General features: G+C 70.4%; 25 protein-coding genes. 12 read left to right on the forward strand and 13 right to left on the reverse strand.

All coding sequences use genetic code 11. The features are described from left to right. Window positions 1–116 precede the first annotated feature (116 nt). The 3 genes from ispF to HNP44_RS14645 are packed head-to-tail and all read right to left on the reverse strand — an operon-like array spanning window position 117 to window position 1,734. A complete protein-coding gene (ispF, locus tag HNP44_RS14635; RefSeq protein WP_259141745.1) occupies window positions 117–590 on the reverse strand; it encodes a 2-C-methyl-D-erythritol 2,4-cyclodiphosphate synthase in 474 nt (157 codons plus the stop codon). Continuing rightward, window positions 587–1,249, reverse strand: coding sequence for a 2-C-methyl-D-erythritol 4-phosphate cytidylyltransferase (gene ispD, locus HNP44_RS14640; protein WP_259142237.1), 663 nt, complete (start codon window positions 1,247–1,249; stop codon window positions 587–589). The genes ispF and ispD overlap by 4 nt, the downstream gene beginning before the upstream one ends. Further along, on the reverse strand, window positions 1,246–1,734 hold the full coding sequence (locus HNP44_RS14645) for a CarD family transcriptional regulator (protein ID WP_259141746.1): 489 nt from the start codon (window positions 1,732–1,734) through the stop codon (window positions 1,246–1,248). The genes ispD and HNP44_RS14645 overlap by 4 nt, the downstream gene beginning before the upstream one ends. 282 nt (window positions 1,735–2,016) lie before the next feature. Here HNP44_RS14645 and HNP44_RS14650 point away from each other — a divergent pair, with 282 nt between their 5' ends. Genes HNP44_RS14650 through disA form a run of 3 tightly spaced genes read left to right on the forward strand, consistent with a single transcriptional unit; the run spans window position 2,017 to window position 5,112 of the window. After that, window positions 2,017–2,610, forward strand: a complete 594-nt coding sequence (locus tag HNP44_RS14650; RefSeq protein ID WP_259141747.1) for a hypothetical protein — start codon at window positions 2,017–2,019, stop codon at window positions 2,608–2,610. A 15-nt stretch (window positions 2,611–2,625) separates the two neighbouring features. Then, window positions 2,626–4,029 (forward strand): DNA repair protein RadA, encoded by a 1,404-nt coding sequence (gene radA, locus HNP44_RS14655; protein ID WP_259141748.1) that lies wholly within the window; start codon window positions 2,626–2,628, stop codon window positions 4,027–4,029. 9 nt (window positions 4,030–4,038) lie between these two features. Then, window positions 4,039–5,112, forward strand: coding sequence for a DNA integrity scanning diadenylate cyclase DisA (gene disA / locus HNP44_RS14660; RefSeq protein WP_259141749.1), 1,074 nt, complete (start codon window positions 4,039–4,041; stop codon window positions 5,110–5,112). Between the two features lie 38 nt (window positions 5,113–5,150). On the opposite strand, the gene HNP44_RS14665 is transcribed toward disA, so the two are convergent. Beyond that, window positions 5,151–5,957, reverse strand: coding sequence for a BsuPI-related putative proteinase inhibitor (locus tag HNP44_RS14665; protein ID WP_259141750.1), 807 nt, complete (start codon window positions 5,955–5,957; stop codon window positions 5,151–5,153). 69 nt (window positions 5,958–6,026) lie between these two features. Next, window positions 6,027–6,680 (reverse strand): carbonic anhydrase, encoded by a 654-nt coding sequence (locus HNP44_RS14670; RefSeq protein ID WP_259172139.1) that lies wholly within the window; start codon window positions 6,678–6,680, stop codon window positions 6,027–6,029. Between the two features lie 18 nt (window positions 6,681–6,698). Between HNP44_RS14670 and HNP44_RS14675 the strand changes: the two genes are divergently transcribed. From HNP44_RS14675 to HNP44_RS14685, 3 genes are read left to right on the forward strand one after another with little or no spacing between them, the layout of a single operon-like run. Further along, window positions 6,699–7,610: an A/G-specific adenine glycosylase gene (locus HNP44_RS14675; RefSeq protein WP_259141752.1), complete on the forward strand. Its 912-nt coding sequence runs from the start codon at window positions 6,699–6,701 to the stop codon at window positions 7,608–7,610. Window positions 7,611–7,656: 46 nt separating this feature from the next. Then, complete coding sequence (locus tag HNP44_RS14680; RefSeq protein WP_259141753.1) at window positions 7,657–8,586, forward strand: oxygenase MpaB family protein; 930 nt, start codon at window positions 7,657–7,659, stop codon at window positions 8,584–8,586. 10 nt (window positions 8,587–8,596) lie between these two features. Further along, window positions 8,597–9,436 (forward strand): SDR family NAD(P)-dependent oxidoreductase, encoded by an 840-nt coding sequence (locus tag HNP44_RS14685; RefSeq protein ID WP_259141754.1) that lies wholly within the window; start codon window positions 8,597–8,599, stop codon window positions 9,434–9,436. Here HNP44_RS14685 and HNP44_RS14690 read toward each other — a convergent pair. Further along, on the reverse strand, window positions 9,420–10,427 hold the full coding sequence (locus HNP44_RS14690) for an NAD-dependent epimerase/dehydratase family protein (protein WP_259141755.1): 1,008 nt from the start codon (window positions 10,425–10,427) through the stop codon (window positions 9,420–9,422). The genes HNP44_RS14685 and HNP44_RS14690 overlap by 17 nt on opposite strands. 49 nt (window positions 10,428–10,476) lie before the next feature. On the opposite strand from HNP44_RS14690, the gene HNP44_RS14695 reads away from it, so the two are divergent. Together HNP44_RS14695 and HNP44_RS14700 are read left to right on the forward strand one after the other, a co-directional pair. Next, window positions 10,477–11,031: a TetR/AcrR family transcriptional regulator gene (locus HNP44_RS14695; RefSeq protein ID WP_259141756.1), complete on the forward strand. Its 555-nt coding sequence runs from the start codon at window positions 10,477–10,479 to the stop codon at window positions 11,029–11,031. 41 nt (window positions 11,032–11,072) lie between these two features. Beyond that, a complete protein-coding gene (locus HNP44_RS14700) occupies window positions 11,073–11,780 on the forward strand; it encodes a DsbA family oxidoreductase (protein WP_259141757.1) in 708 nt (235 codons plus the stop codon). Between the two features lie 21 nt (window positions 11,781–11,801). On the opposite strand, the gene HNP44_RS20835 is transcribed toward HNP44_RS14700, so the two are convergent. The 4 genes from HNP44_RS20835 to HNP44_RS14725 all read right to left on the reverse strand — a co-directional run bounded on the left by HNP44_RS20835 (window position 11,802) and on the right by HNP44_RS14725 (window position 14,942). Further along, window positions 11,802–12,395, reverse strand: a complete 594-nt coding sequence (locus tag HNP44_RS20835; protein ID WP_310437686.1) for a TetR/AcrR family transcriptional regulator — start codon at window positions 12,393–12,395, stop codon at window positions 11,802–11,804. Then, window positions 12,379–13,314, reverse strand: a complete 936-nt coding sequence (locus HNP44_RS14715) for an SDR family oxidoreductase (RefSeq protein ID WP_259141758.1) — start codon at window positions 13,312–13,314, stop codon at window positions 12,379–12,381. The genes HNP44_RS20835 and HNP44_RS14715 overlap by 17 nt, the downstream gene beginning before the upstream one ends. Window positions 13,315–13,388: 74 nt before the next feature. Continuing rightward, the gene (locus tag HNP44_RS14720; protein WP_259141759.1) at window positions 13,389–14,180 is read right to left on the reverse strand and encodes an Fpg/Nei family DNA glycosylase; all 792 of its coding nucleotides are present in this window, start codon (window positions 14,178–14,180) and stop codon (window positions 13,389–13,391) included. A 3-nt stretch (window positions 14,181–14,183) separates the two neighbouring features. Beyond that, window positions 14,184–14,942: an alpha/beta fold hydrolase gene (locus HNP44_RS14725; RefSeq protein ID WP_259141760.1), complete on the reverse strand. Its 759-nt coding sequence runs from the start codon at window positions 14,940–14,942 to the stop codon at window positions 14,184–14,186. A gap of 53 nt (window positions 14,943–14,995) precedes the next feature. On the opposite strand from HNP44_RS14725, the gene HNP44_RS14730 reads away from it, so the two are divergent. After that, complete coding sequence (locus HNP44_RS14730; protein ID WP_259141761.1) at window positions 14,996–15,331, forward strand: antibiotic biosynthesis monooxygenase family protein; 336 nt, start codon at window positions 14,996–14,998, stop codon at window positions 15,329–15,331. A gap of 37 nt (window positions 15,332–15,368) precedes the next feature. Here the strand turns inward: HNP44_RS14730 and HNP44_RS14735 are convergent, their stop codons facing one another. Continuing rightward, window positions 15,369–16,271: an Lrp/AsnC family transcriptional regulator gene (locus HNP44_RS14735; RefSeq protein WP_259142238.1), complete on the reverse strand. Its 903-nt coding sequence runs from the start codon at window positions 16,269–16,271 to the stop codon at window positions 15,369–15,371. A gap of 214 nt (window positions 16,272–16,485) precedes the next feature. On the opposite strand from HNP44_RS14735, the gene HNP44_RS14740 reads away from it, so the two are divergent. Together HNP44_RS14740 and HNP44_RS14745 are read left to right on the forward strand one after the other, a co-directional pair. Further along, complete coding sequence (locus HNP44_RS14740) at window positions 16,486–18,153, forward strand: amidohydrolase (RefSeq protein ID WP_259141762.1); 1,668 nt, start codon at window positions 16,486–16,488, stop codon at window positions 18,151–18,153. A 26-nt stretch (window positions 18,154–18,179) separates the two neighbouring features. Then, window positions 18,180–19,520 (forward strand): MFS transporter, encoded by a 1,341-nt coding sequence (locus HNP44_RS14745; protein ID WP_259141763.1) that lies wholly within the window; start codon window positions 18,180–18,182, stop codon window positions 19,518–19,520. On the opposite strand, the gene hsaB is transcribed toward HNP44_RS14745, so the two are convergent. Together hsaB and HNP44_RS14755 are read right to left on the reverse strand one after the other, a co-directional pair. Further along, window positions 19,517–20,068 (reverse strand): 3-hydroxy-9,10-secoandrosta-1,3,5(10)-triene-9,17-dione monooxygenase reductase subunit, encoded by a 552-nt coding sequence (gene hsaB, locus HNP44_RS14750; protein ID WP_259141764.1) that lies wholly within the window; start codon window positions 20,066–20,068, stop codon window positions 19,517–19,519. The genes HNP44_RS14745 and hsaB overlap by 4 nt on opposite strands. 302 nt (window positions 20,069–20,370) lie before the next feature. Continuing rightward, window positions 20,371–20,841 (reverse strand): hypothetical protein, encoded by a 471-nt coding sequence (locus HNP44_RS14755; protein WP_259141765.1) that lies wholly within the window; start codon window positions 20,839–20,841, stop codon window positions 20,371–20,373. Between the two features lie 174 nt (window positions 20,842–21,015). On the opposite strand from HNP44_RS14755, the gene HNP44_RS14760 reads away from it, so the two are divergent. Continuing rightward, window positions 21,016–21,765: a potassium channel family protein gene (locus HNP44_RS14760; RefSeq protein WP_259141766.1), complete on the forward strand. Its 750-nt coding sequence runs from the start codon at window positions 21,016–21,018 to the stop codon at window positions 21,763–21,765. Window positions 21,766–21,771 lie beyond the last annotated feature (6 nt).

Raw genomic sequence — 21,771 nt, forward strand, 5'->3', positions numbered from 1 at the left:
CCGAGCCCCCGCTGAACGACCGGCGTGGGGTGGGGGACAGAACGCAGCACAGGGGAATCGGTGTGGCGCAGGGGACGACATCTGCACCTCGCGCGCGACAACCGCGCCGGCGCGAGTCAGCCTGCGGAGTAGACCAGGGCGGTCGCCATGGCGGCGACGCCCTCGCCGCGGCCGGTGAGGCCGAGGCCGTCGGTGGTGGTGGCGGAGACGGAAACCGGCGCGCCGAGCAGCCCGCTCAGCACCTCCTGCGCCTCGGCCCGTCGCGGCCCGATCTTGGGTCGGTTGCCGATCAGCTGCACCGCGGCGTTCCCCACCGTGAAACCGGCGGACTCGAGCAGCGATCGCACGTGCGTGAGCATCTCCGCGCCCGTGATTCCAACATTGTCGGAGCGCCCCACGCCGAAGACGGTGCCCAGGTCTCCGAGGCCGCCGGCGGAGAGCAGCGCATCGCACAGGGCGTGCACGGCGACGTCGCCGTCGGAGTGGCCCGAGCAGCCGTCACCGTCGAAGAGAAGACCGAGCATCCAGCACTCGCGGCCCGGTTCGAACGGATGGACGTCGGTGCCGATGCCGACGCGAGGAATGATCATCTCTGCTCCTGCGCAAGGACTTCCGCGACCCGCAGGTCGAAGGCGGTGGTGATCTTCATGGCGAGGGGATCGCCGGGAACGGTGACGACGGTGCCGCCGGCCCGCTCAACCAGGCCCGCGTCGTCGGTGGCGAGCTCGCCGGGCGCGGCGTCGTAGGCCGCGCGCAGCGCCTCTGCGGTGAAGCCCTGCGGTGTCTGCACGGCCCGCAGGTCGGCCCGGTCGACGGTGGCCTCGACGGCACCGTCGGCGCCGACGCGCTTGATGGTGTCGGCGACCGGGAGGACGGGGATGACCGCGCTCGCCCCGCCCCGCAGCGCGGAGACGACCCGGACGATCATCGGGCCGGGCGTCAGCGGCCGCGCAGCGTCGTGCACCAGGACGAGGTCGGCCGATCCCGCGGCGGCGAGGCCGGCCCGGACGGAGTCCGTGCGCTCCGCCCCGCCCACGACGACGCGTGCCCGTGGCACCAACTCGCGGGACCGGTCGACCATGTCCGGCGGCACCATCACGACCACCTCGTCGACGACCCCGGACGCCAAAAGACCGTTCACTGCCCTTTCGAGCAGTGAACGGTCTTTCAGAGTCACGAAGGCCTTGGGGATGTTCAGCCCCAGGCGTGTCCCCTGCCCAGCGGCGGGAACCAGCGCGACGACGGTCAGGAGGCCGCCGCCAGCGCCTCGTCCAGCCGGGACTCGGCGTTGCCGTCGTCCGTCGCCTCGGCGAGCGCGAGCTCGCCCACGAGGATCTGGCGGGCCTTCGTCAGCATGCGCTTCTCGCCGGCCGAGAGGCCGCGATCCTGCTCCCGACGCCACAGATCGCGAACGACCTCGGCCACCTTGTTCACATCGCCCGACGCGAGCTTCTCGAGATTCGCCTTGTACCGGCGCGACCAGTTCGTCGGCTCCTCGGTGTGCGGCGCGCGCAGCACCTGGAAGACCTTGTCCAGGCCCTCCTGGCCGACCACGTCACGAACGCCGACGATCTCGGCGTTCTCAGCGGGAACCTTGACCGTCAGATCACCCTGTGCGACCTTGAGCACGAGGTACTCGCGCTCACGTCCACCGATGGTCTTGATCTCGATAGCTTCGATCAGTGCGGCACCGTGATGGGGGTAGACAACGGTGTCTCCGACCTTGAAAATCATCTGATCCTTGCCCCTTTCGATATGACCAGGATAACACGGGGCGAATTCGGGCTGCGAGGCAACGTCGCAGGTCAGGACTCCTCCAGGGCTTGACAAACGAAGCCGTGGCTGTTCTCCGCAGGTTCCGGCGACCGGCGGAGTGCACGACGGCGCGTAGTACTCGCGCCCTACGTGCCGCCCGGCGGCACGGGCCGACCCGCCTTCTACTACGCTGCGTGGTGACATACTCAGCACCGTCCGCACGCGGGTGTCGCCGCGCACGGGGAGGAAACTGGAGGAACCGTGTCCGCACGCACCGTCTCGACCCGCCGCACCGCCACCACCGTCGCGGGCGCCCTGCTCGCCGCCGGCGCCCTGCTCTCGGTGTCCGCCTGCGGCGCAGGCCAGATCTCGCAGACCGCGAACCAGGTGGCCGCGATCAACGGCGCCAACCAGACCTTCGTGGATCAGAAGATCACCCTCAGTGACGTGCACGTCCTCTACCCGGTGTCGGGCAGCCAGGGCAAGCTCGCGTTCGTGCTGACCAACCTGAATGCGTACCAGGGCGACAAGCTCAAGGGCATCTCGGACGAGAAGGGCCGCTTCGCCACTATCGGCGGTGACACCACCCTTGCGCCCAACGGCTCGCTGTACGGCACCGCGCCCGTGGGCAGTGACACCAAGGCCGCCGGGATCACTCGCCTCACGGTCTCCGTGCCCGTCGACGCGAACTGGCGCCCGGGCCTGACCAACAAGCTCTGGTTCCACCTCGAGAAGGCCGGCTCGCTGCCGATCGACGTGCCGATCGACGCCGGCGCGGCCCCCGCCTCCGCCGCGGGCATCACCCCCACCGAGGGTGGCGAGCACGGTGCGGGCGAGGGCACCGGCGGCCACTAGGCCTCTCGGTACTTCATGGCACGAGCCAAGGTGCAGTACACCTGCACCGAGTGCGGCCACACCGTGGCCAAATGGGTCGGCCGCTGCCCGTCGTGCGGCGCCTGGTCCACGATGGAGGAGGGCGCGCCCGCCCGCGCCGCGGGCTCCGGCCCCGCGGCCAACGTCGGGCTGACGCTCCCGAAGACCCCCGCGGTCCCCATCACGAAGATCGACCCGAATTCGACGCGCGCGCTGCCCGTCGGCATCGGCGAGCTCGACCGGGTCCTCGGCGGCGGCATCGTCCCCGGCTCGGTCATCCTGCTCGCGGGCGAGCCCGGCGTCGGTAAGTCGACGCTGCTGCTCGAGGTCGTGCACCGCTGGGCCACGACGGGCCGCGGCAAGTCCCTGTACGTCACGGGCGAGGAGTCCGCGGGCCAGGTGCGGCTGCGCGCCGAGCGCACCGGCGCCCTCTCGGATCAGCTGTACCTCGCCGCCGAATCCGACCTCGGCACGGTGCTCGGCCACGTCGAGCAGATCTCCCCCACCCTCATGGTGGTCGACTCGGTGCAGACCCTCTCGGCCTCCGGCGTCGACGGGGTGCACGGCGGCGTCACCCAGGTCCGCGCGATCACGACGACCCTCACGTCGCTGGCGAAGGCCTCCGGCATCGCGGTGATCCTCGTCGGCCACGTCACCAAGGACGGCGCCGTCGCCGGCCCCCGCTCGCTGGAGCACCTCGTGGACGTGGTGCTCAGCTTCGAGGGCGACAAGCACTCCACGCTGCGCATGGTGCGCGGCATCAAGAACCGCTTCGGCGCCTCCGACGAAGTGGGCTGCTTCGAGCAGCGCGAGTCCGGCATCGTCGAGGTCACGGACCCGTCGGGCCTGTTCCTCCACCACCGCGACCAGGCCGCGGCCGGCACCGCTGTCACCGTCGGCCTCGACGGCAAGCGGCCCATGCTCGGCGAGCTGCAGGCGCTCGTGACGCCCACTCCCCTGCCCTCGCCGCGGCGGGCCGTCTCGGGCCTGGACTCGGCGCGGGTGGCGATGATCCTCGCCGTGCTGACGAAGCACGGCGGCATCGAGAACCTGCCGCAGAAGGACGTCTACGCGGCCACCGTCGGCGGCATGAAGATCACCGAGCCGGCCGCCGACCTGGCCCTGGCCCTGGCCGTGGCGTCCGGCGCGGTCGAGAAGGCGCTGCGGCCGAACACCGTCGTGCTGGGCGAGGTGGGCCTGGCCGGCGAGGTGCGGCGGGTGACCGGCCTGGAGCGACGCCTCGCCGAGGCCGCCCGTCTCGGCTTCACCCACGCCATCGTGCCGCCCTCGCCCGACGAGCAGAAGCTCAAGGTCGAGGGCATCCACATCGGCGAGGCGGCGACACTGGCCGACGCCCTCCGTCTGGGCTCCCTGGCGCCGAGCAGCAAGAAGGAGCGCTAACCTACCGCTATGGACCTCGAAGCCGCGTTCGTCGGGAACGCGTCGCTGCGCGACACCGTGATCCGGGTGGCCCCGGGCACCGGGCTGCGCGACGGGATCGAGCGGATCCTCCGCGGCCGCACGGGCGCGCTCATCGTGCTGGGCTACGACGACGCCGTCGAGGGCATCTGCGACGGCGGCTTCCACCTGGACGTCGAGTTCGCGCCCACCCGCCTGCGGGAGCTGGCGAAGATGGACGGCGCAGTGGTGCTCTCCACCGACGGCACCCGGATCGTGCGGGCGAACGTGCAGCTCGTGCCTGATCCCGCTATCCCCACGCAGGAGTCGGGCACGCGGCACCGCTCGGCTGAGCGCGCCGCGATCCAGACCGGCTACCCGGTGATCTCGGTGAGCGCGTCGATGTCGATCGTGCACGCTTACGTCGGCGGGGTACGGCACCTCGTGGACGACGCGGCGCCCATCCTCTCCCGCGCCAACCTCGCGATCGCCACGCTGGAGCGCTACGCCCACCGCCTCGATGAGGTACTCACGCAGCTCTCCCGCGCGGAGATCGAGGACGTGGTCACGGTCCGGGAAGTCGCGCACGTCGTGCAGCGGCTGGAGCTGGTGCGGCGGTTGGCCGTCGAGATCGAGCAACACGTACTGGAACTCGGCACGTCGGGCCGGCAGATCGCGCTGCAGCTCGAGGACCTGCTGGGCGAATCGGTCTCGCTCCGCGAGCCGGTCCTCCGCGACTACCTCGGCGACGACGACACGGTGGACGCCGCCGTCACCCGCATCGACGCACTCACCGATGCCGATCTGCTCGCCGCCACCACCATCGCTGCGGCGCTGGGGTTCTCGGGCACCGTCGAGGCGCAGGACGAGCCCATCTCCCCGCGCGGACACCGCCTGCTCGGCTCGATTCCGCGGCTACGCCCGTGGCAGGTGGAGGCACTGGTCGCAGCGTTCGGCTCGCTGCAGACGCTGCTCGCCGCCTCCGCCGCGGATCTGCAGGCCGTCCCCGGTATCGGGTCCGACGGTGCGCGGCAGGCCCGCGAGGGACTCTCCCGCCTCGCCGAGGCCTCGGTCGAGCGCTTCTGAGCCGCAGTGCGTTCTGAACCGCTCCGAGTTCCGAGCGGCTAGTTGCCGGTGCCCGTACCCGCGTCTGCGCCGGCCTCCGGCTGGGGAGCGGCCCGGACGATGTTGAAGGTGACCGGGGCACTGCGCTTGGCGCCGAGCTGCGCAACCACCTGGTACGCACCGGGCGCGACGGGGACGCGCTGCGCCTGGCAGCCGGGGGCGGAAGTGGTTCCGGCCCACTGCAGCTTGTAGCGCAGCTGCTGGCCGGGCTGCAGCACCTCGTTCTTGATCCCGGGCTGGAAGGTGCAGTCGAAGTTGGTCCACAGCTGCTTGCTGCCGTCGAGGGTGAGCACGATCAGCTGTTGCTGCCCGGAACCGATGTCGCGCGAGCAGGCCACCGGGCCGGCGTTGGTCACGGTCGCCTCGAATGTCGGCTGCTCGCCGAGCGCGTACGTCGCCTTGTCAGCGCCGACCACCACGGAAATGTTGGCGTCGGGGCAGGGACCGCCGGCGACGACCGCGCCGGGCGTCGGGACGCCGCCGCCCGAGGAGCTGGCGGAGGCCGAGGCGGAACCCGACGCCAGGGCACCGGACTGGGACGCACCCGAACCGCCGGCCCCGCCCGCACCACCGTTGTTGTTCCCGGCGGACGGGTCGGCACCGCCGGGCGCCTGCGACGGGGGCAGGTCGGACGTGGTGACCGGCGTCGACGAGGTCGCCGCCGCGTTCTGCGACGAGTCCTTGCCGCCACCGACGAAGACGATGAGGAGCACCACGACGAGCACGGCGAACAGCGCCAAGACGGCGGCCAGCACGCGGCGGCGCCAGTAGATCTCGGGCGGTAGGGGTCCGTTGGGCTCAAGCACGTCCCAACCGTAACGTTTCCCCGACCTCACGCCGCTGACCTGCGGCGGCGTGTCACGAATCGGGGCAGATCACTCCGGCCGGACAGCCTGGAAGGGCGAGGTGGCCGCCTCGCCGATATCGCCGACAGAACCGCGCAGGTGCACCTTGCCCTCGGCGAGCTCGTAGGTGAGACCGACGATCGCGACCCGGCCCTCCTCGACGCCCTTGGCGATGATCCGCGAACGCTCGATCAGCAGCCAGCTGGTCTCCAGGACGTGCTGGGCGGTGATGTCGTTGACGTCCGACAAGCCCTCGCGGCGACCCGCCAGAACCGACGGGGTGAGCCGCTCGACGATGTCGCGGATGTAGCCGGGAGGCATGGTGCCCGTGTCGATCGAGTTGACGGTGGCCGCGACGGCGCCGCAGCTGTCGTGGCCCAGGATCGCGATGAGCGGCACCTTGAGCACCTCGATGGCGTACTCGATCGAGCCGAGGACGGCGGCGTCGATGATGTGGCCGGCGGTGCGGACCACGAACATGTCGCCGAGACCCTGGTCGAAGATCACCTCGGCGGCGACGCGGGAGTCGCCGCAGCCGAAGAGCACGGCGGTGGGCTGCTGTCCGGCTGTCAGTTCGGCCAAGCGGCTGGCACCCTGATTCGGGTGCGCCGGAGCGCCTTCGACGAAGCGCCGGTTGCCGTCACGGAGGGCGCGCCAGGCGCCGGGAGGAGTCGAAGTAGGCATGGGTCCATAATGCACGTCGTGCATGACACGCGAGACACCAGCGAGGATTCTGTCCCGGATCTCACACCGGTGCTCGCCTGGTTCGACGCCGCGGAGCGCGACCTCCCGTGGCGCGCGCCGGACGTCGGGGCCTGGGCGATCCTGGTCAGCGAGGTGATGCTGCAGCAGACGCCGGTGGTGCGCGTCGAGCCGGTCTGGCGAGCGTGGATGGAGCGCTGGCCCACGCCCGCGGACCTCGCCGAGGCCACCGGTGCGGACGCGGTGCGCGCCTGGGGCAAACTCGGTTACCCGCGCCGGGCGATGCGGCTGCACGCGTGCGCGCAGGCCCTCGTCGCGCGGTTCGACGGTGCCGTCCCCGCCGACGTCGACGAGCTCCTGTCACTGCCCGGAGTGGGCGACTACACCGCCCGCGCGGTGGCCTGCTTCGCCTTCGGCCAGGACGTCCCCGTCGTGGACATCAACGTGCGCCGGGTGCTCGCCCGCGCCGTGGACGGCGATTCGGACGCGGCGGCACCGTCGGCGAAGCGCGATCTGGCGGCGGCGACGGCGGCCCTGGGCACCGTGCCCGTGGACCGGCGGACGCGGCTCTCGGCCGGCCTGATGGAGCTCGGCGCGCTGGTCTGCACGGCGCGGTCGCCACGCTGCGGCGAGTGCCCCGTCCAGGCCGACTGCGCCTGGCTCGCGGCCGGGGCACCGTCGGACACGGTGGCGCCGCGGAAGGTGCAGAAGTACGAGGGCACCGACCGTCAGGCACGCGGGAGGCTGCTCGACGTGCTCCGCGGGTCCGACGGTGCCGTTCCCCGCGCCGCGCTGGACCTGGCGTGGGAGCGCGATCCGGCGCAGCGCGACCGCGCACTGGACTCGCTGCTGGTCGACGGCCTGATCGAGCAGACGGCCGACGGGCGATTCGCGCTGGCCGGAGAGGCGTGACGAACTTTTTATTCACTGTTGTAGGAATCGGTGATAGATTCGGGATATGAAGCTCTCAGACGGCCCTCTGCGCGTCACCGACCAGGGATTCTTCGGTCCGGACTCGCCCACGTGGAAGGTGTGGGCCTCGCCCACCGCACTCATCGGTTTCCAGCGCTCGGTAGTACTGGAACACTTCGACCCGAACCTCACCGCCGCGGTCGCGGACTCGGCAGGGATCTACACCGACCCCTTCGGCCGGCTCGACCGGACGCTCGCCTACTTCCTGCTCGTCGCCACCGCGGATTCCAAGACCGCGATCGAGGCGTCCGAGCACCTCATGGACGTGCACCGCAGGGCCACCGGCATCGAGCCGATCACCGGCAAGCGGTACAGCGCCAACAACCCCGCCTCGCAGCTGTGGATCCACGTGACCGGCTGGCACTCGGTGCTCAAGTGTTACGAGATGTACGGCCCCGGCCCGCTCTCCGCCGAGGACGAGGCGCAGTACTGGCGCGACTGCGTCGTCGCCGCCGAGTTGCAGACCTGCGACCCGGCTGACGTGCCCACCTCGCGCGACGAGGTGCGGGAGTACTTCGCCCGCGTCCGGCCGACGCTCGCGCTCACCGAGCGCGCCCGCCGCGGCATGCACTACCTGTTGCGCCCGCGGGATCGCGGCGTGCGACTGCGAGTGGGCGGCTCCCTCATCGCTCCCGCCACGATCGCGACGCTCCCGTCCTGGATGCGGGAGGTGGGTGGCTTCGACCAGCCCGGCATCGTCGACGCCGCGTACCCGCGCGCCGTGCGCCTCGCCGTCCGCGCGGCGTCGGCCCAGCACGCCGCGGGCACCGTTCGGCTGGGCGGGCTCGTCGCGCCGATGACCGGCGACATCCTGCGCCGCCACTTCGCGCAGGCCCAAGAACCCGCCGGCACAGTCACGCCTGCGCAGGCACGGGAGCGGTACGGCCGCGGGGCGCAGTCGGCGACCGCCTCGTAGGCTGGCGGCCATGACAACCTATGTAGTGACCGGCGCCAACGGCGGGCTCGGCGAGGTCGTGACGCGCGCCCTCGCCGCCACGGGCGGCCGCGTCGTGATGGCGTGCCGCGACGTCGCGGGCGCCCAGCGCATCGCCGACGGGATCGATGGCGACGTGACCGTCGAAGCCCTGGACCTGGCCGACCTCGATTCCGTGCGGGCGTTCGCCGACCGCACAGCCGAGGTCGACGTGCTCGTCAACAACGCGGGCCTGATGAACATCCCCCTGCGCCGCACGAAGCAGGGCTTCGAGATGCAGTTCGGCGTGAACCACCTGGGGCACTTCGCCCTCACCGGCCTGATGCTCGACCGGCTAACGGACCGCGTCGTCGCGGTCTCGTCGGTGGCGCACCGGCAGAACTACCGCTGGCGCATGGACGATCCGAACTACGAGAACCGGAAGTACCTGCGCACCGAGGCGTACGGGCAGAGCAAGCTCGCGAACATGATGTTCGCGCGCGAGCTGCAACGCCGGTTCGAGGCCGCAGGCTCGGAGAAGCGGGCGTACTACGTGCATCCGGGTGTCTCCCCGACGGGTCTGTTCGCTCGCACGGATACGCCGCTCGACTTCGTGATGAAGCCGGCCGTGGCGCTGCTGAACAATCCGCCGGAGAAGGCCGCGCAGTCACTGATCCTGGCCGCGACCGATCGCGATCTCGATCCGCACCCGTGGTGGGGCCCGACACAGCTCTTCCAGTCCCGCGGCCGGGTGGGCAAGTGCTCCAGCACCGCGGTCTCCAAGGATCAGGCCAAGTGGGCCGAGCTGTGGGACGTCTCGGAGAAGCTCACCGGCGTCACCTACGCCCTCTGAGGTCCAGCAGACTTTCGGCCGAGGCGGTCACCGCGTCCTGCCAGGCGCGGGGCCGCCAGCCGAGTTCGTCGCGGGCCCGCGCGCTCGACGCCGCGCGGCTCTGCCCGAGGAGCGGCACCAGGTCGCCGACCTCGGGGGCGAACCGCCCGACGAGGCGCAGCACCAGGTCGGGGATCGTGCGGGTCGGCACCCCCTTCGCGCGGTCGCCGAGGCGGGCGCGCAGTTCGCGAGCGATGTCGAGCATCGAGATCACGCCGTCCGTCGCGGCGATGTAACGACGGTTCGCGGCCACCTCGGCGTCGGCGGCCCGCAGGTGCAGGTCGACGACGTCGCGCACGTCCACGACGTTCAGCCACACGTTCGGCACAGCCGGCGGGCGGCCGGACAGCAGGCCGTCGATCAGCCGCAGCGACGACGTCGCGTCGGCGGAGCGGGCCGGACCGAAGATGCCGGTCGGGCAGACCGTCGTGAGCGCGAGGCCGCCGCCCTCGCGTTCCATGAACTCCCACGCGGCACGCTCGGCGAGCGCCTTGGACTTCACGTACGCGCTCATCGGCCCGCCCTCGACGTTGGTCCAGTCCGACTCGTCGAAGGGCGTCTCCCGCGAGGGGTGGCCGTAGTACACGGCACCGCACGACGAGGTGGCCACCACCCGTGGGACACCGGAATCCCGTGCGGCCCTGAGCACCCGAAGCACCCCATCGACCGCGGGGCGGATCACCTGCTCCTCGTCGCGCGTGGCGGTGAGCGGCGAGGCGACGTGGTGGACGACGTCGCACCCGGCAGTCGCCTCGGCCCAGCCGTCGTCACCGAGCAGGTCAGCCCGGATGACGGTGAGCCGCCCGTCGGCGTCCGGGAACCGCCCGAGAACGGCGTCGGCCTTCGCGGCGTCGCGCACCGTGGTCCGCACGGTGTCGCCGCGGTCGAGCAACGACGCGATCGTCCATCCCCCGACGAAGCCGGTTCCGCCGGTGACGAGTGCTGTGACCATGATCTTCCCTTTCATTAGCCAATCGACTAACGAAAGGTATCATGGGATCGTGAGCACGCGAGCGGAGCAGGCGAAGCGGACCCGGGCGACGATCCTGGCGGCCGCCGAGGCGCTGATCGCCGAGCAGGGATTCGACCGCACCTCGCTGCAACAGGTCGCGGACCGCGCCGGTGTCACCAAGGCGAACGTCTACTACTACTTCCGCACCAAGGAGGCACTGCTCGGAGGCGTCCTCGCGCCGCACGCACAGGCGCTGCGCTCGCTCGTCGACGACGCTGCGGCACTCCCCGAACCCGCCTCCCGCCGCCACGCCCTCATCGTGGGCTACGTCGAGCAGTCGGTCCGCGCCTTCCGCCGGATCGGCACTGTCGGCATCGGCGGTGACCCCGCACTCCGTCGCGCGATGGCCGCGACCGCTGACCTCGACGCCATCGCCGAGGACGCACTGCCGATCCTCCTCGGACCGGACCCGACGCCGCGCCAACTCGCCGGCTGGCTGCAGCTCAGCGATCTGGGCCCAGCGCTGCGCGGGCTCGGCCACCTCACGGACACGGAATTGCAGGACGCGTTGGTCGATCTCTGTGAGCGCGCCCTCGAGGCGTGACCGGCAGGAATGTCGGCGGGCGGCCGACTGTTGAACATTTCATGCGCGTGGACGTCTGGACCGATATCAACTGCCCCTTCTGCTACATCGGGAAGGCCCGTTTCGAGGAGGCGCTGGCCGCGTTCCCGCAGCGCGATCAGGTCGAGGTGATCCACCGCTCCTACGAGCTGGATCCCACCGCGGGCGATTCCGAGCCCGTCATCCCGCGGATCGCGGCCAAGTACGGCATCAGCGAGGCGCAGGCCGCCGCGAACGAGCGCGGCCTCGGCGCGCAGGCACAGCAACTCGGCCTGCCCTACCAGGTCGACGGCCGCGACAGCGGCAACAGCTTCGACATGCACCGCCTGCTCCACTGGGCCCTTGAGCTCGGCAGGCAGGAGGCGCTGCTCGACGCGCTCTACGCGGCGAACTTCGCCGAGCCGACGCCCGCCTTCGGCAGCCGCGACCGCCTCGTCGCCATCGCCGAGTCCGCCGGGTTCGACGGTGCCGCTGCCCGCGCGGTGCTCGACGACCCGTCCGCCTATGCGGACGCGGTCCGCGCCGACGAGGAGACCGCCACGCGGATCGGCATCGGCGGCGTCCCGTTCTTCGTCTTCGACGGCAAGTACGCCGTCTCGGGCGCCCAGCCGCCCGAGGTCTTCGCCGAGGCGCTGACGAAGGCCCGCGGCGAGGAGCCGCTCACCGTCATCGGTGGCGACGACGCCGAGGCCTGTGGGCCCGACGGCTGCGAGCTTCCTCCGCGCGACTGAGCCCTGCGCCCGCGACCGGGCCTACGGCGCGGTGAGCCGCCGCACCGCGGCGGCGAGGGCGTCGTCGTTCAGTGCAGCCTCCACGGCCTCGCTCCCCCCGGTGAGGATGTCGCCGTGGACGAGCGCCAGCACCTCGAGGAGCAGCGTCGGCGCGGGCGTCGCCGCGGTGACAGCGCCCGCATCCTGCGCCGCCTGGAGAGCGGCGACCTTCTTCGCATTCGAGTCCGACGTGAACTCCAGCTCCAGCAGTTCCCCCGGGCACTCCAGCGTGTGCCAGAGCACGAGCCGCATCAGCTCGGGGTGGCTGCGATTGAAGGTGCGCAGCCGCACCGCGTAGCCCGGAAGGTCCTCGGCCGTGAAGGGCACCGTCTCCAGCAGCTCCGCGACGCGGCCCTCGATGACGGCGTCGAAGAGCTGCCGCTTGTTGCCGAAGTAGGCGTAGATCAGCTGCTTGTTGGCCTCGGCGGCCGCGGCGATCCGGTCGACGCGGGCGCCGGCGAGCCCGTGCTCGGCGAACTCGACGGTCGCGGCGTCGAGTAGCCGGGCACGGGTCGCTGCTGCGTCGCGCTGCCCTTTGATCGAGGACGGCCGCTGTTGCTTAGGCGCGGGCGGCATCGCGCGGCAGGTCGGTTCCGGTCACCTCGGCAGCGTACTTCCACAGCTTCGCGGCGACGTCGGCGTCCCGCATCCGTGCGTTCTTCTTGGTCACGCCCGGCGCGCCGACGAGGCCGAATCGCCCTTGGGGGCCGTAGTACTCGCCGTTACGGGCCTGCGGGTCGCTCGCGGCGAGCAGCAGCGGCTCAGCGCCCTGCTCGGCCTGCTGCGAGGGCAGGAAACGGCCGGCGAAGCGGGTGACCACGGACTCGCGCTCACTGCCCGCACCGAGGCTCGCGCCCGCGGTCTGCAGGTTGGTCTGGGTGTAGCCGGGGTGCGCGGCGTTGCTGAGCAGGCCCCAGCCGCGGCGCTCGCTCTCGGCGGCGAGATGGTTCGCCATGAGCAGATCGGCGAGCTTCGACTGGCCGTAGGCGCGGGTCGGGGAGTACTTGCGTTGCGACTGCGGATCGTCGAAGTCGATGCGGCCGAAGTTGGCGACGCCGGAGCTCATCGTCGTGACCCGAGGCGCCGCGGAGTGGAGCAGCACGGGCAGCAGAAGGTTGGTGAGCGCGAACGGCCCGAGGAAGTTCGAGCCGAACTGCAGCTCGAAGCCGTCGGCGGTCTCGAAGCGCTCGGGCGGGGTCATCACGCCCGCGTTGTTGACGAGGACGTCGACCGCGACACCGTCGGCGACGATGCCGTCGGCGAAGGCCCGCACGGACGCCAGGTCCGCGAGGTCGAGGCGCCGGACCGCGAGGTCGGCGCCGGGCACCTGCGCGAGGATCTCCCGCCGCGCGGCCTCCCCCTTCTCCGGCGTGCGAACCGCCATGATCACGGTCGCGCGCGCCGCTGCAAGCCGCTTCGCCGCCTCCTTGCCGGTTCCGCTGTTCGATCCGGTGACCACGAAGGTCTTTCCCGACTGATCGCTGACCTGGTACATCCCGTACTCCTTCGATTCAACTAACTGGTTAGTTGAAAGAGTAGGGCCGATCTCACCAACTGTCAACCAACTAGTTAGTTAGAGCGTTGGGGCTGGCATCTCGAGCACCACCAGATCGCCCGTTCCGCCGCGCCCGGACCGCCGAGGGAGCCCGCGACGATCGCCGTCCCACAGCGCAGGCAGGGGCGCCGCGCGCGGTCGTAGACGAAGGCGCGCATGCCGTTCCGGTCGACGCCCGTCGTCACCCGGCGCGTGCGCCCGAGGTTGGCCCGCAGCAGCCGTGCGGCACCGTCGGCCCAGGCGAGTGGATCGCCGCACTCCCCGACCGGCGTCGCCGGGTGCGCGCCACGCAGGAAGCAGAGCTCGTTCCGGTAGACGTTGCCCACCCCTGCCAAGTTCCGCTGGTCCAGCAACGCCAGTCCGACGGGGCGCTCCGGCTGGGCCGCGAGGTTCGTCGCGGCGCGGCCGGCGTCCCAGTCGGGGCCCAGCGGATCGGGCCCGAGGTGGGCGAGGGCACCGTCGGCCTCGGCAGTCGTGAGGATCTCGAGCGTCCCGAGGGAGAAGCCGACCACCTGCGCCCCGCCGACGGCGAGCACCGCGCGGGCGGTGTGCGCGGGGCGGCGCCAGCGCTCGCCGGGGCGGTACACGTGCCACTCGCCCTCCATCTTCAGGTGACTGTGGATCACGGCGTTCCCGGCGACGATCAGGAGGTGCTTGCCGCGCGCGGCGACGGCGTCGACGGTGCGACCCGTCAGGTCGACGGTGGCGTACCGCGGCACGCGGATGTCGCAGGCGGTGAGAACCTTCCCCGCGAGCACCGGCCGCAGCCGCGCGGCCAGGTTGTGGACGGTGTCGCCCTCGGGCACCGGTCAGTCCAGTCCGGAGAGGAACGCCTCGACGGCGCCGCGGTACACGCCTGGAGCGTCGTCGTGGACGAGGTGGCCGGCACCGTCGACCTTGAGGTACCGCAGGTCGGGACCCGCGTAGGAGCGGACCATGCGCTCGCCCACCCCGGGCGGCACGACGGTGAACTCGGCCTCGACGAGCAGGGTGGGCGCCTGCACGGCCCGCCACTGCGGCCAGTGATCGCGCGGGCCCCAGTGGTCGGCGATGGCGCGGAAGACGTCGAGTTCGCCGTGCAGCGCGCCGTCGTCGAAGGCCTCGTAGAAGTAGCGCCCGGCGACCGGCCCGAACAGCGCCTCGCACTCGGCCTGCGAGGCGAAGCGCTCGGGCCAGCTGGCGAACCACGGCGCCCAGGTGTCGGTGGACTGCCCGGTGAACTCGGGCGACATGTCCTCGATGACGAGGGCCCGCACGAGCTCGGGATACTCGGCGGCGGTGCACCAGGCGTGGAGGCCGCCCATGGAGTGACCGATCAGCGTCGCCGGGCCCTGGTCGAGGCAGGTGAGGATCTCGGCGACGTCGGCGACGAAGCGTTCGGTACTGATGTCGTCCGGCGGCACGGGAAAGCCGGGGCCGCGGTGGAACTCGGCGTCGAAGGTGAAGACGCGGCCGTAGCGCCGCAGCCACGGGATCTGCCTGCGCCAGGTGCGGCCGCGCCCCATCAGGCCGTGCAGCAGCACGATCGGTCCAGCACCCTCGCGGCCACCCCAATCTCTCAGGCCCACACACTCATCCACGCGGCCCAACCTACCGGGTCGGGCGGCGGTATCGTCGGGTCATGTCGGTAGTGAAGATCAACGCCATCCACATCCCCGAGGGCGCGGGCCCCGAGCTCGAGAAGCGGTTCGCCCAGCGCGCGCACGCGGTCGAGAATTCGCCCGGCTTCCTAGGCTTCCAACTGCTGCGTCCGGTGAAGGGCGAGGACCGGTACTTCGTCGTCACGCAGTGGGAGTCCGAGGAGGATTTCGCCGCCTGGCGCGACGGGCCCGCCCGACAGGCCCACGCCGGCGAGCGCAGCCCCGATGGTGGGGAGGGCCGCAAGCCCGTCGCCTCGGGCGCCGACCTGCTCGAATTCGAGGTCGTCCTCGACGTCGCCGGCAAGGCCGCCCAGTAGCGCCGTCCTGCCTGAGCGGAAGGCTCTGCCCGTCCGCCTACACCGATCGCTCGCGTCGCAGCGGAACGTCGTACCGTTCCTTGATCAGATCCAGGTGCACCCAGCTCACGAGTCGCGTCACCTCGTCCAGCTCGCGGATCCGATCGAGTTTGCGTGCCAGTTCGCCGCCGGACGTCGCGAGCACGGTCGCCACCAGATCGAAGCGCCCCAGGGTTCGCGCCGCGAAATCGACGCCCACCAGTCCGAGCAGGTGATCGACGACGGTATCGCCCGCACCGCTCACGTTGATCCCGATACCCGCGGCGATCTCGGCGGTTTGCAGTTGCCGATTGAGCACCGGAGCGATCCGCACCACCTCGTCACCGATGAGCGAGAGCACCCGAGCCCGTGCCGCACTCGGCGAAAGCCCGGTGGCATCCGCGAGCGCCCGGAAGGACATCCGGCCGTCGTCCTGCAACAGGGTCATCAACTCCTCATCGAGCGCGTCCACCCTGCGATCGGGCGCCAGCGGGCGTCCGGTCATGAACGTCCCACGTAGCACCTCCAGATAGCCGAGAGCGTCTACCACCCGCACTCCTCGCACCCGACGGATCGCGGCCGCGGCATCCGCTAGCTGCGCCTGGTCCGGCAGGCGCAGCTCCGCGACCACCTGGTGCTCCCCGCTCGTCACCGAGACGAACGCGACGCCGGGCACCTCCGCGATGGACCGCGCCGCCGGGCCCACGGCACCGTGGACCACGACGGCGAGGTGCGCGTACGCAGTCACTCCGAGGTGGTCCGGATGAACCGCGGCGACCACACGCAGGACTCCGTCGTGCACGAGCGCATCGAGCCGCGAGCGCACCGCTCGGCGCGGGTGATACGTGGCGGCGGCGAGTTCCGCGATGGAGGCCCGGGGCGATCCCCGGAGATGCTCGATCAACGCGTCGTCGAGATTCATCGTCACCGAGGCCCTTTCACTCCGTGAATTCGTTAGCGATCGATTACCCACAGTTCGACTGTCAATATCGCACCTCAGGCCCCGAACTCACCGCATATGAGCGGAATCTCGCCCATATCGATCGAACGAGAACACTGTTTGCACATTGAATGGTTGATGTGATCCAGGTCATGTCCTACGGTCCCTCTACACCACGACCGAGAGATCGAGAGCCATGCGCACCTTGAACCACCTCGAACAATCACCACTCGACGAGCGGGTCCTCCTGCTCCGGCCCGATTCGGTCCGTACCCTCGATAGGGCGGTCCCGACCGCGGACGCGATCCTCGTGGTGGGCCCCCGGATCGCTGCCGTCGGCACCGTCGATGAGTGCCGGCATCGCGCCGGCGAGCTAGGGCGATCCAGAGTCGAGGAGGTGCGACTCGACGGGGTCCTCCTCCCCGGCTTCGTCGACCCCCACGCGCATCCCCTGATGTTCGGCCAGATGCTCAGCTGGGTCGACTGCGGCCCGGAGCACGCCGCCGATATCCCTGGCATCGTCGCACTCCTCCGCCGCGCTGCCAACGATGTTCCGGCGCAGCAGCCGATCCGCGGGTACGGCTACGAGCATCGAAATCTCGTCGAGGGCCGGCATCCGCACCGTACCGAGCTCGATGCCGTGGCCACGGATCGCGAGGTGTACGTGATGAACGCCAGCGGGCACGGCGGAGTGGTGAACACGTTCACGCTCGAACGCGCGGGTATCACCCGGGACGCAGCCGACCCTCCGGGAGGCCACTTCTTCCGCGACGCGAACGGCGACCTCACCGGCGAGCTGTCCGACGCCGCCTGCGACATCCTCACCGGCGTGCACGGAGTGAAAGTCGGGCACCACGGCCCCAACTTTCATCTGGAGGACGCCGCGGAGGAGCACGTTCGCCAGCTGGGCGTAGCGCAGGACCGGTTCCGAGCCGCCGGCGTCACCACCATCGGCGACGCACAGGTCAGCCGTCGCGAGTTCGACATGTACCTTCGGCTCGCCGAGGAGGGACGGCTCCGGACCCGAATCTCGATGTATCTCCTGTCGCATCTGTTGGACGACGCCATCGACATGGGGCTGCATGGCGCGTTCGGCAACGCCATGCTGTCGTTCGCGGGCATCAAGTTGTACGCCGACGGCACTCTCGGCGGCTGGACCGCGTACTTCCCCGACGGCTATGTCGGCGATCCGTGCCGCACGGGGCAGCTCTATCACGAGCCCGAGGAGTACGCGGCGCTCATCGCCCGAGCACACGCCGTCGGACTGCAGACCGCCACCCACGCCCAGTCACCCACGGCCATCGGCATGGTGATCGACGCCATTCGCGCCGCCCAGACGTCGGCGCCGCGTCCGGACGCGAGGCACCGAATCGAGCACTGTGGACTCCCGACTCCCGATCAGATCGCCGCGATGGCGCGGTGGGGAATTCGCCCGGTGAATCAGACGCAGCACTACCTCAATTGGGGCGAAGGTGTGACGGACGCGATCGGAACTCCGGGCGAGCGGTTCAACCCGCTCGGCGAGTTCGTCGCTGCCGGCGTCCCGGTCACCCTCAGCTCCGATGCTCCCGTCGCCGAACCGAATCCGTTGGAAGCGATTCAGACGGCAGTGACGCGCCGGACACGCCGAGGCCATCGACTCGGAGGCGACAAACTGCTCATCGACGCCGAGACCGCCCTCCGCGCGCACACGCTCGGCGGCGCCGAGGTATTGGGCCGCGAGACCGAACTCGGATCGATCATCGCCGGCAAGCGGGCCGACCTCGTACTACTCTCATCCGATCCCCTGTCCGTTGCACCCGAAGACATCTCGTCCATCGACGTCACCGCCACGTGGCTCGACGGACTCCCCGAACACCGATGACCCTCCCCGAAACGAACGGAATTCCCATGGCTGCACCTGACGTCGCCCGCGCCAGAAGGGCGGGCACCGCCGCATTCGTCGGAACCACCATCGAGTGGTACGACTTCTACGTCTACGCGACGGCGGCGAGCCTCGTCTTCGACAAGGTCTTCTTCCCGGAGGCCGACCGCCTCACTGCCGTCGCCGCCTCTTTCGCCACCTTCGCAGTCGGATTCTTCGCCCGACCTCTTGGCGGAATCGTGTTCGGCCACATCGGAGATCGGATGGGTCGCAAGTCCGCTCTCGTCATCACCCTGACCATGATGGGTACGGCGACCTTCCTCGTGGGCTGTCTCCCCGGATTCAGTTCCATCGGCACTTGGGCGCCCGTGCTGCTGGTGCTCCTACGTTTCATCCAAGGCATCGCGGTGGGCGGAGAGTGGGGTGGTGCCGTCCTCATGGCAGTCGAGCACGCCCCCGCCGATAAACGCACCTTCTACGGAGCCTTCGCACAAGCGGGCAATCCCGCCGGCGCACTACTGGCCACCGGACTGTTCGCACTACTGACTCTCAACGGCAATGAGTTCGTCGAGAGCTGGGGATGGCGTATCCCATTCTTCTTCTCCGCCCTACTGATCGTCGTGGGCTTCGTCGTCCGTATGCGGGTCGAGGAGTCTCCCGTGTTCGCCGAGATCGCAGTCCAGGCCGACTCCGCGGCATCGGCCTCACACGCCCCGTTGATGATCGCGCTACGTACCAACTGGCGCACCATCCTGCTCGGCGCCTGCGTGCTCCCCGTCGCGATCGGTGGCTACTACCTCACCACCACCTTCGCCACCGCGTACGCGACCGATCCATCGGTAGGGGTCGCGGAGCACACGGTGCTCACCGCGCTCTCCGTGGCGGCATTCGTCGAGTTGGCGGTGACGCTGGGTGCCGGCTGGCTCGCGGACAAGGTGGGTCGGATCAGGGTGGTGATGGCGGGTCTGGCCGGGGTGGCGCTCCTCGCCGCTCCCCAGTTCCTCGTGTTCGGTTGGGGCTCGACCTTCCTGATCTTCGTGTTCATCATTCTCATGAGACTGGCGATGACAGCCACCTACGGCCCGATCGCGACCGTGCTGGCACAGATGTTCAGGCCCGACGCCCGGTACACCAGCATCTCGCTGGCGTACCAGCTCTCCGGTGCCGTATTCGGCGGCCTGTCACCGCTCGTTTCCACGCTGCTCTGGAAGTGGACTGGAAGTATCTGGCCCGTGATCGGTCTACTGATCGGGATGTGTGCCCTCAGTGCCTGGTGCCTGCGGCGGGTGCCGCAGTACGACGATGTCGAGTCACCGGAATTCGACGGATCACCGGCCGCCGCGCCGGATCGCGCGAACGGGCGCTAGAGCCAGGCGCCGGAGTCCCAGGTGAGGAAGGACTCGAGGCTGGCCGCGGGGTGCTGCTGCGGGTGGTTCGTGGAAAGGTATGCGCCGCGGTAGAACAGCAGCGGCTTCGCGTCATCGACATCGCCGAGGTGGTGCACCCGGCCGATCGCGATATGGTGATCTCCCCCGTCGAGCACGTTCTCCAGCGTGCAGTCCATCCACGTCAGCGAGCCGTCGATCGTCGGGTTTCCGAGCGGTGAGGGCGTCCACTGCAGGCCCTCGAACTTGTCGTCCACCGACCGCCCGAACGCGGCGCTCACCGCCTCCTGCTCCTGCCCCAGCACGGAGACGGCGAACTTCCCGGAGGCCTCGATGTGCTTCCACGTCCGCGACGTCTTCATCGGGCAGAACAGCACCAGCGGCGGATCCAGCGACAACGCGGCGAACGACTGGCAGGCGAAGCCGACCGGCTTCTCCTCGGCGTTGGACGTCGCAATGATCGTGACGCCGGTGCAGAACTGCCCCATCACATGTCGGAACGTGCGCTGGTCGAATCCGGCCTCGGTCATGCTGCCAACCTACTCCCGCCGTTTCCGGCGGGGCGCGCCACTCCACCGCCCGGCACGCCCCGCGGCCGGGTCCACCGAGCCTGCGCACGGCCGACGCCCCGCGCCACCGATCCGCTCGGCGTGATCCTTACCCGCGGCGGCCGAGAACGATCGCCCGCGTCACCGGCGCGTCCGGCGCGGACGAATCCCCCCACCTGCTCCTCGGTCAGCGCCCACCGTGCGTCGCACCTCGACGGGGCCGGACGCCCGCGGATTCTCCACGCCGCCGCGGCTCCCCTCGCCCGACGGACGAGGCACTGGCGTCACTCCTCCGGCACGGGAAAGACCTCGCACAGGACGGCTCCGAGGAGCGCCGCGACCATCGCGACCGCCGCCGCCCGGTCGTGGACCAATGGGACGGGAATCACGCTCGCGGCGATCCCCGCGATCAGCGGGATGGCCGCCCTACGCAGCGCGCGGTCAGGCGGGTCCGTGCCGAGACACCAGATCAGGGTCGCAAGGGCCATGAGACACGACATCCCGATCCCCATGGCAGCATCGCGCCACCCCCAGTGCCCGCCCGCACCCGGTTGGTGCGGACCGATCGTTACCGCTAACAGGATCACGAGCATCACCAGCGCCAGGCCCGCCGCGTAGCAGATCGCGATCGTTGGCAGCCGCGACGGCCGGCGGCAATGCAGAACCGTGGCGGCGACGAACAGGACCACGCCCACGAGGAACAGGGACCCACCGAGGTCGTCCTCGTCGACGACGATCCCCATCGTGGCGAGCACGGTCAAACGATGCGAGAGCCAGCAGCACCCGCGACGCCCATCGTCGCACGACCCAGTGCATCGCCACCCCCACCTGGAACGTCAGATACCGATGCGACACTATTGCATACTGCACGGATTGCCACGCGCGCAGTTCCCCAGCGGAGATGGACCTGATCGGAGTACCTTTCGCCGGTGACCCGCAGGCAACTCTGGGAGCGCCGGACGAATCCACTGATGATCGCCCTGGCGCTGGCCTTCCTCGCCGTCTACGCCGTGCAGGTCCTCGACGTGGCGCCGAGTCCACTGATGCGCCACCTCGTGGACTGGACCGACATCGCCATCTGGGCGGCCTTCGTCGTCGACTACGCGATCCGGGTGCGGCTGTCGACGGACCGCTGGCGGTTCGTGCGGACGCACCCGATCGATCTGCTCGCGATCGCGCTGCCGCCCTTCCGCCCGCTCCGGGCACTCCGTGCCGCGCCGCTCCTCCTCGGCGGCCTGCACCGATCGCGGCTCACCCGTGCGCGCCTGGCGGTCTTCGTGGGCACCACGTCCGTCCTGGTCGTCTTCCTCTGCAGCATGGCCTTCCTCGACGCCGAGCGCGGCGCCCCGGACACCAAGGTCACCGGCTACGGGGACGCCCTGTGGTGGGCGGCCGTCACCGTCACCACCGTCGGCTACGGCGACATCTACCCGGTGACCACCGAGGGCCGCTTAGTGGCCTTGCTGCTCATGGTCGTCGGTATAGGCCTCATCAGCTTCGTGATCGGCACCGCGACCAGCTGGGTCGTCGACCAACTCAAGGCCGTCGACGCCAGCGCCCGCCGCACCGATCGGGAGGTCGATGAGCTCACCGCCGAGGTCCGCGCTCTGCGCGAGGAGATCGGGCGGCTCAGCGACGGCACCGTCGAGAACGCGAGGAGCCGCCACCCCGAAGGGTGACGGCTC

The sequence above is a fragment of the Tsukamurella ocularis genome, assembly GCF_024807615.1.
GTDB lineage: Bacteria > Actinomycetota > Actinomycetes > Mycobacteriales > Mycobacteriaceae > Tsukamurella > Tsukamurella ocularis.